At 61.7% G+C, this 8916-nt stretch carries 13 protein-coding genes; 10 read left to right on the top strand and 3 right to left on the bottom strand.

The genetic code is table 11. The features are described 5' to 3' along the window. The coding region (locus ACEW8G_RS13940) for an alginate export family protein (RefSeq protein WP_373489010.1) at positions 1 to 655 on the top strand (655 nt) is incomplete at its 5' end. A gap of 6 nt (positions 656 to 661) precedes the next feature. Here ACEW8G_RS13940 and ACEW8G_RS13935 read toward each other — a convergent pair. Continuing rightward, positions 662 to 1027, bottom strand: a complete 366-nt coding sequence (locus tag ACEW8G_RS13935; RefSeq protein ID WP_373489009.1) for a hypothetical protein — start codon at positions 1025 to 1027, stop codon at positions 662 to 664. Positions 1028 to 1056: 29 nt separating this feature from the next. On the opposite strand from ACEW8G_RS13935, the gene ACEW8G_RS13930 reads away from it, so the two are divergent. From ACEW8G_RS13930 to ACEW8G_RS13920, 3 genes are all read left to right on the top strand, one after another. After that, complete coding sequence (locus ACEW8G_RS13930) at positions 1057 to 2178, top strand: serine hydrolase domain-containing protein (protein ID WP_373489008.1); 1122 nt, start codon at positions 1057 to 1059, stop codon at positions 2176 to 2178. Between the two features lie 135 nt (positions 2179 to 2313). Beyond that, positions 2314 to 2640 (top strand): HigA family addiction module antitoxin, encoded by a 327-nt coding sequence (locus tag ACEW8G_RS13925; protein ID WP_373489007.1) that lies wholly within the window; start codon positions 2314 to 2316, stop codon positions 2638 to 2640. A gap of 238 nt (positions 2641 to 2878) precedes the next feature. Next, positions 2879 to 3205 carry a hypothetical protein gene (locus ACEW8G_RS13920; RefSeq protein ID WP_373489006.1) on the top strand — a complete coding sequence of 109 codons (327 nt, stop codon included), beginning with the start codon at positions 2879 to 2881 and terminating at the stop codon, positions 3203 to 3205. A 152-nt stretch (positions 3206 to 3357) separates the two neighbouring features. Here ACEW8G_RS13920 and ACEW8G_RS13915 read toward each other — a convergent pair whose 3' ends face one another. Next, on the bottom strand, positions 3358 to 4167 hold the full coding sequence (locus ACEW8G_RS13915; RefSeq protein WP_373489005.1) for a PhzF family phenazine biosynthesis protein: 810 nt from the start codon (positions 4165 to 4167) through the stop codon (positions 3358 to 3360). Beyond that, a complete protein-coding gene (gene pdxH / locus ACEW8G_RS13910) occupies positions 4164 to 4742 on the bottom strand; it encodes a pyridoxamine 5'-phosphate oxidase (protein WP_373489004.1) in 579 nt (192 codons plus the stop codon). Before pdxH ends, ACEW8G_RS13915 begins: the two co-directional genes overlap by 4 nt. Before the next feature lie 118 nt (positions 4743 to 4860). Here pdxH and ACEW8G_RS13905 point away from each other — a divergent pair, with 118 nt between their 5' ends. From ACEW8G_RS13905 to ACEW8G_RS13880, 6 genes are all read left to right on the top strand, one after another. Further along, positions 4861 to 5328 carry an ABA4-like family protein gene (locus tag ACEW8G_RS13905; protein ID WP_373489003.1) on the top strand — a complete coding sequence of 156 codons (468 nt, stop codon included), beginning with the start codon at positions 4861 to 4863 and terminating at the stop codon, positions 5326 to 5328. Between the two features lie 79 nt (positions 5329 to 5407). Further along, positions 5408 to 6346, top strand: coding sequence for a DnaJ C-terminal domain-containing protein (locus ACEW8G_RS13900; protein WP_373489002.1), 939 nt, complete (start codon positions 5408 to 5410; stop codon positions 6344 to 6346). 5 nt (positions 6347 to 6351) lie between these two features. Next, positions 6352 to 7212 (top strand): YihY/virulence factor BrkB family protein, encoded by an 861-nt coding sequence (locus tag ACEW8G_RS13895; protein WP_373489011.1) that lies wholly within the window; start codon positions 6352 to 6354, stop codon positions 7210 to 7212. Between the two features lie 17 nt (positions 7213 to 7229). Then, a complete protein-coding gene (fabI, locus tag ACEW8G_RS13890; protein WP_373489001.1) occupies positions 7230 to 8036 on the top strand; it encodes an enoyl-ACP reductase FabI in 807 nt (268 codons plus the stop codon). Next, positions 8036 to 8539: a GNAT family N-acetyltransferase gene (locus ACEW8G_RS13885; protein WP_373489000.1), complete on the top strand. Its 504-nt coding sequence runs from the start codon at positions 8036 to 8038 to the stop codon at positions 8537 to 8539. Before fabI ends, ACEW8G_RS13885 begins: the two co-directional genes overlap by 1 nt. A 3-nt stretch (positions 8540 to 8542) precedes the next feature. Further along, a partial coding sequence (locus ACEW8G_RS13880; RefSeq protein ID WP_373488999.1) for a chorismate synthase occupies positions 8543 to 8916 on the top strand: 374 nt, incomplete at its 3' end.

Below are 8916 nucleotides of genomic sequence, written 5' to 3'. Positions count from 1 at the left end.
GCGTAACCGCCAGCTGATGACTGCGGGCGCGCGGCTTTTCCGCGCCCCACAGCCGGGGCACTGGGATATCGATGCGGAAGGCGCGCTGCAGCTGGGCACGATCCGCGCCTCGACCGCCGCTGATGCTGCGCGCCAGGATGTACGCGCCTATTTCTTTCACGCTGAGCTGGGGCGAAGCTTCGATCTGGCCTTTCGCCCACGCATGTCCGCCATGTTCGATATCGCGAGCGGCGATGATCCCCGCTCCAGCCGCTTCTCGCGATTCGATACCTTGTTCGGGGCGCGGCGCTGGGAGCTTGGCCCCACCGGCATTTTCGGCCCGCTCGCCCGCACCAACATCGTCGCACCTGGGCTAAGGTTCGAGGCGGCCCCGGCCAAAGGCTGGGACGTAATGGCCCTGTGGCGCCCGACCTGGTTGCACAGCCGCCGCGACCGCTTTGGCAACACCGCGCTCGCCGATGCCAGCGGCCAAGCCGGGCGGTTTGTCGGCCATATGCTTGAGGCGCGGATCGGCCACTGGCTGGTGGACAAGCGCGTCAGGATCGAGGCGGGCACGGCCTTGCTCACCAACGGTGCAGTCCGCAGGTCAGCCCCCAATGCGCCCCGCTTCCGCGACACGCGCTATGGCTATGGTCAACTGACCTTCAGCTTTTAAAAACGCTTACTTTGCCGCGTCGCGTTCTTGCGGGGTCATCAGTACGCAGCCATAGCCTTCGCGCAGCTCCGCGCTCTCGTTCGCCATCAGCGGCACGCTGGCGTTTATGCGTTTGCTGCCATCGGCTTCGGCGACACTGACGATCTCCATGCCGGGCTCAAGGTCCTTCAGGCAATCGGTGAGGTCACGCCCGCCGATATAGCGGCACGAACACACCACCCGTGCCGAATAAGCCGCGCCGGTCTGGCTATAGGCGCGCATCATGGGCCAGGCATAGACAAGCCCCGCCACAATCAGCACCGCCAGCACCAACAGCACCCATTTCAGCTTGCCGCCAGATCGCGCGCCAGACATCATATTTCGAGTTGCCATTGGTCCTCACCTGCCCGATGGATACGGCCATGAAGCATCGCATCCTCACCGCCCTTGCCGCAACCGGCATCATCACCGCAAGCGGCTTTAGCCTCTACGGCGCGCCGGGCAAGGCCGCAAACACCGGCGAGGCGATGATTGCCGAAATACCCGGCGTCTCGACACCCACGCTGAGCACCGAAATCGACACCCTGTTCAAAGACGACGAGATGGCCGAGACCCGCGCTTTGGTAATCATGCGCGGCGGCGAGATTGTCGTTGAACGCTATGCGCCGGGCTATGACCGCAACACCCGCTTCATCAGCTGGTCGATGGCCAAGAGCGTCACCGCTGTGCTGATCGGCCTGATGGTCACCGATGGCCGGCTGGCGCTCAATGCACCTGCGCCGGTCCCCGCATGGCAGCGCCCCGGCGATCCGCGCGGCGCGATCACCCTGCGCCATCTGCTTCATATGGCATCGGGGCTGGAGCACACCGAAGCGGGCAGCCCGCCGTATGAGTCTGACGAGGTGCGCATGCTGTTTCTCGATGGCCGCGACGATATGGCCGCCTATGCCACCGCGCAGCCGCTTGAGGCAGAGCCGGGCGCAAAGTTTGAATATTCGACCAACACCAGCGTTATCTTGAGCGACATCATCACCAGCCGGTTGACCAACAGCAAGGACTCCGATGTGCGCCGCCGGGCGATGACCGACTACATGCGCGGGCGTTTGTTCGAGCCGCTGGGTATCACATCGATGGTGCCCGAATTCGACGCCAACGGCACAATGATCGGCGGATCAATCATCCAGGCCAACGCCCGCGACTGGGCCAAGTTCGGCGAGTTCCTGCGCAACAAGGGTTCGATTGCCGGCAACCAGGTGCTGCCGCGCGGCTGGGTCGATTTCATGACGACATCCTCGCCCAACGAGCCGGCCTATGGCGGGCATATCTGGCTGAACAAGCCCCGGCCTGCGGGTCGCGGCAAGGTGCTGTATCCTGATCTGCTCCCCGCCGACGTCTTTGCGTGTCAGGGGCATCTTGGCCAGTTCGTCATCGTCAGCCCCAGCCAGCGGCTGACGATGGTGCGGCTGGGCAAGACGCAGGACGATGTGCTTGACCCGGTTGAAACCCAGCTTGGCAAAATCGCGGTGCTGTTTCCGGTGGGTTAGGGTTTTGGCCCGGTTTGGTGTAAGGACGGTGACGGCAAAGGGGCATTTGCAATGACCGTCACGAGACTGGCGGCTGACCTTCCCCGAGATCGACGATGCGACAATCGCAGATCTGGACCTTGAGGATTATCACTGATGGCGATCAAGCTGCACAACAGCTTTGCGGTCCACCCCGGCCCCCGGCTCCGGCGCAACGTTAATGAGCCCTATGACCTGACGCAGAGCGATGCGGCTAAGCATCTGGGTGTCACGCGGGTTGCGATCAGCAATGTCCTGAATGGCAAGTCCGGCCTGTCGCCTGAAATGGCGATCCGCTTTGAGAACGCGTTCGGCATATCTCTAAAGACGCTGCTGCGCATGCAATCGGCGCATGATCTTGCCCGTGCGCAGGCGGCTGCCCTGATGATCAGGGTTAAGAGGATCACGCCGCCAAAGCCGAGAGCGGTTGTTGCCTTTGCTTGATGTAGCTTTTGCCTGATCCGCTCAGCGCAACCGAAGCATCCCCTCGACCAGCGATTTCCTGCTACCGCAGAAAGCAAGGTGTTTCCTCGGGAGGCAATCTTCGCCCACACTGCGGCGCGACGAGTTGATCTGTAAGTAGGTCCGTGAACGTAAAACTGCGAAAGTCTGAAAGTGGGAGGATAACGGGCGATTTCATCGCTACCCTGCACATTGGGATCGGGAATTCAAGGGGTTACGCATGCGACGCTTGAAGGCGATCTTCACTTCCAGTGAACAGGAATATCAAGCGGCCCTGAACGGTCTGAGCATTTTCTTCGGCGCTATTCTGGGAGTAGCTTTGGGTGGCGTCGAAGACCTTGAACCCCTAGCGTACATAACGCTCCTTGTGATGGTGAGCGGCATTGTCTTAGGAATTCTCTATATCCCCGCGAGCCGACACAGACTCGTGTATGCCGTAGGACTCATCGCGCTGCTTACAGTACTGATGATCACCCACGAACCCGGCGACATGATTCTCCATATCTTCCCACTGCCAAGCAAACTGGTCCCAACTCTTATTGTTTAGACGGCCGCGACTATTCTTGTTGAGTTTGGCCCTCGGAGCAGGCCCACGATGGATAAGTGACCGCCAGCTCATCTATTGAACGACCGAAAAGGGGTCGCGAACGGCTGGTCCGCTCTTTTTGGTAACAGCCCGGTTCAGCGTAAACGCGCCCCTCACCGCAGCCGGAAAATGCCCTCAACCACTGTCACGCAACTGCCGCCCAGCACGGCGCGGTCGCCACTATGCGTGCAGTGGACATGGCCGCCGCGCTTGCTGGCCTGATAGGCGGTGAAGCTGCTGCGGCCCAGTCGCGCCGCCCAGAACGGGGTCAGCACCGCATGGGCCGATCCGGTTACGCTGTCTTCATCCACGCCGGCTCCGGGGACGAACACGCGGCTGAGCACGTCTGTCTGCTTGCCCGGTGCGGTGCAGATGAACTGGTGATCGCCAAGCGCGGCGAGCGCCTTCATATCGGGGGCCAGCGCCAGCACAGTATCCGCATGATCGAACAGCAACACGTGATAGCCACCCGGAAAGACATGATATTCCGCCGGACGCGCGCCCAGAGCCGCCGTCCATTCGGGCAAGGGCGCGGGCTTTGGCGGATAGGCGGGGAGCGAGAGCGACAGCAGCGCGCCATCGCGGGTTACGTTCAACACACCCGCCTTGCGCGTCGCAAAGCGCACCGTATCGCCCGCAAAGCCCTGTTCGAACACGAAATGCCCGGCCGCGAGTGTTGCGTGACCGCACAGCGCTATCTCCACCGCAGGCGTAAACCAGCGCAACGCATAATCCGCCGCGCTGCCGGTGTCGGGCATGATGAATGCGGTTTCAGCGAAGTTGTTTTCCTCCGCGATCGCCAGCAGCGTGGAATCGTCCAGCCAGCGCGCGAGCGGCATCACCGCCGCCTGATTGCCGGTGAACGGGCGGTCGGCAAAGGCGTCAATATGACAATAAGGCAGGGTTTCGGGCAAGTCGGTCATGGGTAAAGCAATCCTTCGGTCCAACCGGTATCGGTGCGCGTGAACAGGCGGCGATGGTGCAGGCGGTGGTCGCGATCCTCCCAAAACTCGATCCTCGTTGGCACCACGCGGAAGCCAGACCAGTGCGCCGGGCGTGGCACGGGCTTTTCGGCGAAACGCGCCTCCACTTCGGCAAAGCGCGCCTCAAAGATCGCGCGTTCGGGCAAGGGCCGCGACTGGTCGGATGCCCATGCCCCCAGCTGCGAATCACGCGAGCGGGAGGCAAAATAGGCGTCAGCGGTGGCGTCATCGACAGGCGAAACCGCACCTTCGATGCGGATCTGGCGGCGCAGCGACTTCCAGTGAAACAGCAGCGCAGCATGAGGATTGGCAATCAGTTCGCCCCCTTTGCGCCCCTCATAATTGGTGTAAAAGACGAACCCGTCCGGCCCGTGGCCCTTGAGCAGCACCATGCGCACCGATGGGTGGCCTTGCGCATCTGCTGTCGCCAGCGCCATGGCGTTGCTGTCATTAACTTCTGTCTCGCGCGCGCGCGCAAACCACTCATCGAACAGCGCAAATGGATCATCGGCCATGGCATCTTCCTGCGGCACCCATGGGATGGTTTCCTTGACTGCCTTAATGCGATAAGACAGTGCACCCGGTGCACCGCCTATATGGCGGCGCGGCATCGCAATGAACAGAGGAATAGCCTTGGCCTGGGAACAGATTTTCGGGATCGCCAATCTGGTGGCGCTGGTCGCCTGGGGCGTACTGATCCTCGCCCCGCGCCGCGAGATCGTGGTGCGCGCGTTGTTCTTCGGCCCCATCCTGCTGCTCGCGCTGGGCTATGCGGCCGGGCTGGTGCTTGTGCTCAGCGGCGTCGTGCCCACCGGCGGCGGCGGTGCGGACTTCAGCACCATCGCGGGCGTGCGCAGCATTTTCAGCAGCGATGCGGGTGTCACCATTGGCTGGGTGCATTATCTGTGTTTCGATCTGTTTGTCGGCCTGTGGATTGCGCGCAACGCCGATGCGTATGGGTTGAACGATCTTAAAGGGCGGCTGATCCAGGCACCGATCCTGATCGCCACCTTCATGGCCGGGCCGCTGGGGCTGGCGATCTATATCGTGCTACGCGCAGTATTATTGCGCACACGCTCGGCTCATCTCATCCCGACTTGAAATACCCCCTGCCCCAACCCCAATTATTGTTGTAATTCAGCAACAATGGACCTCCTGACCAACGATGGCGACGACATTCATGGCTGATCCTTATGCAATTCTCGGCGTGTCCAAGGGCGCAAGCGACAAGGACATCAAGAGCGCCTATCGCAAGCTCGCCAAGGCACTGCACCCCGATTACAACAAGGACAACAAAGAGGCGGCGGCGCGCTTTTCCGAAGTGACCCGCGCCTATGACCTGCTGTCCGACAAGGACAAGCGCGCCCGCTTTGATCGCGGTGAAATCGATATCGACGGCAACCCGGCAGCGCCCTTCGGTTTTGGCGGCGGCAGTGGCGGGGGTTTCCGACCGCAGGGCCGGGGCAACGACAACGCGGGATTTTCAGGCTTTGGCAACGATGGCGTTGATTTCGCGGACATTTTCGATGGGCTGTTCGGCGGCTTTACTGGCGGCGGTGCGAGCGGCGGCTATCGCCCGGGCACACGCCAATCCGCGCCCAAGGGGGCCAATGTCGCCTATAAGCTGGCTGTGGATTTCACCGATGCTGCTGCGCTGAAGCCCCAGCGTATTACGCTTGCCGATGGCAAGACGATTGACCTGAAGCTGCCCAATGGCGTGGAAACCGGCACCCAGATGCGGCTGAACGGCAAGGGCCAGTCCGGGCCTGGCGGCGCAGGCGATGGCATCGTCACCATCGAGGTCAGGCCGCACCGGTTTTTCCGCCGCGATGGCGACAATGTCCGGCTCGACCTACCGATCAGCCTGAAAGAGGCAGTTGCAGGTGGCCAGGTGCGCGTGCCGACGGTTGACGGCGCTGTCATGCTCAAGATCAAACCGGGCAGCAATTCGGGTCAGCAGCTGCGCCTTAAGGGCAAGGGCTTTCACGGCAAGACCGGCGCGCGCGGTGACCAGATTATCGAACTGCAGGTGCGACTGCCTGAAAGCGATGCCGCGCTGGCAAAATTTGTAGAGGGCTGGACTTCGGACTTCGACCCCCGCAGCCAATTGCTGCCTTGACCAAAATGCGCCTACCACGATGGTTCCCGGCCTCGCTCGCGGTTGCGCGCGAGGTGATCGGTAACGTCGTGCAGCATGGCGGAGTGCTGGCGGGCAATTTCGCGTATCTGGCGCTGCTTAGCATCTTCCCGTTCTTCATTGTGGCAGCGGCGCTCGGCGGCATCTTCGGGCGTAGCGACTATGGCAGCGATGCTGTGCAGGCGTTTCTCGCCGCACTGCCGCCCAGTGTCGGCGCGGCGATGAGTGCGCCGGTCGAGGCGGCAATGGTCGCGCGCAGCGGCGGCCTGCTGTGGCTCGCGGTGATTGTCGGTTTGTGGACAACCGGCAGCCTGGTCGAAGCGATCCGTATGATTATCCGCCGCGCCTATAACACCACCGGCGAGCGACCGTTCTGGCATTATCGGCTGGGATCAATGGCGATGATTGTGCTGACCGTGATCGCATCGATGTTGGCGCTTAGCACACAGGTGATGCTGGTCGGCGCGTCGCAGATCATCACCATCGGCATCAATTTTCCGGGTCAGGCGATGGCGATTGTGGCGTTCGGCCAGTTGCTCACGCTCACGGTCCTGTTCGCGATGCTGTACCTGCTGTTCAGGCTGCTGACCCCGGTTGACTGCCGCCGGGCAGGCTTTCCGACCTGGCCTGGGCCGCTGTTCATCAGCCTGTGGTGGATGGTCAGCCTGGGGCTGATGCCTGCCTTTCTGCGCAACTTTGCCAACTATGATCTGACCTATGGCAGCCTTGCCGGGGTGATGATCAGTCTTATTTTCTTCTTCCTCATCGGCGTTGCCATGGTAATCGGGGCGGAATTGAACGCAGCGCTGGCCCGCAACCAGGGCGGGGCAAAGGCGCCCGCAGCATGACCATTGAGGATAGAGATATGAGCGGATTGATGCAGGGCAAACGTGGCCTGATCATGGGGCTGGCCAACAACAAGTCACTGGCCTGGGGGATTGCCCAAAAGCTCGCTGAACATGGCGCGGAGCTGGCATTCTCTTACCAGGGTGAAGCGCTGGGCAAGCGGGTCATCCCGCTGGCGGCTGAGCTGGGCAGCGACTTTACCTTCGAGTGTGACGTGTCAGACATGCAGGCGCTCGACAGCGCTTTTGCGACTCTGGCGAGCCGCTGGCCGACGATCGATTTCGTCGTCCACGCCATCGGCTTTTCTGACAAGAACGAACTGCGCGGCCTGTATGTCGACACCAGCCTTGAGAACTTTCTGATGACGATGAAAATCTCGGCTTATTCTCTGGTCGCGGTCACCAGGCGCGCGCGCGCGATGATGCCCAACGGCGGATCGATCGTGACGCTGAGCTATTATGGCGCAGAAAAGGTCATCCCGCACTACAACGTCATGGGCGTCGCCAAGGCAGCGCTTGAGGCGAGCGTCAAATATCTCGCCAATGATTTGGGGCGGGAGAACATCCGCGTCAACGCGATCTCGGCCGGCCCAATCAAGACGCTGGCGGCATCGGGCATCGGCGATTTCCGCTACATCCTTAAATGGAACGAATATAACGCGCCGTTGCGCCGCAACGTGACAATTGACGACGTTGGCGGTGCGGGGCTGTACCTGTGTTCGGATCTATCATCGGGCGTGACCGGCGAAACGCATCATGTCGATGCGGGCTATCATGTCGTCGGAATGAAGCAGGAAGACGCGCCGGATATTGCGCTGGACATTTGATGCACATCCGAACGGCATTGCCCGGCGATGCCGACGCCATTTTCGCGGTCCACAGCGCTGCGTTCGGCGCAGAGGACGAGGCACGGCTGGTGGGGATGCTTGAGGCCGATGGCGACATGCTGGTCTCACTGGTCGCAGAGCTGGACGAGACCATCATCGGCCATATCGCCTTCAGCTGGATGCATGTGATTGCCGACACCGCCCATTGGCGCTGTGCCGGGCTGGCACCGCTCGGCGTGTTGCCCGGCCACCAGCGAAACCGTGTCGGATCAAAGCTGGTCGAGCATGGCCTCAACATCCTGCGCGCCGAGGCTTATGCTGCGTGCTTCGTGCTGGGCGATGTCGATTATTATGCGCGCTTCGGCTTTGATCCGGCGCGCGCCGCGCCCTTTGTCTCGTCCTTTTCCGGCGTGCATTTCATGGCGCTGTATCTGGACACCGGCCTTGCCATCCCGCAAAGCGGCAGCGCGGATTATGCACCTGCGTTTGGACGACTGGAATAGCCGATGAGCTTCAACACCTTTGGCCGCGTGCTGCGCTTCACCACCTGGGGCGAAAGCCACGGGCCGGCGCTGGGCGCGGTGGTTGATGGTTGCCCGCCGGGGCTGGCGTTGAGCGAAGCTGACATCCAGCCGTTCCTTGATGCGCGCCGCCCCGGCACCTCGCGCTTTACCACGCAGCGGCAAGAGCCCGATCAGGTGCGTATCCTCTCGGGCGTATTCGAAGGCCGCACCACCGGCACGCCGATCAGCCTGATGATCGAGAATGTTGACCAAAGATCCAAGGATTACAGCGAGGTCGCGCAAAGCTATCGCCCCGGCCATGCCGATTATGCCTATGACAAGAAATACGGTTTTCGCGATTATCGCGGCGGCGGCCG

Origin of the sequence: Blastomonas sp. (assembly GCF_041747255.1) — a bacterium.
Classification (GTDB): Bacteria; Pseudomonadota; Alphaproteobacteria; order Sphingomonadales; family Sphingomonadaceae; genus Blastomonas.
This window is presented reverse-complemented; position numbering and strand designations above follow the sequence as displayed.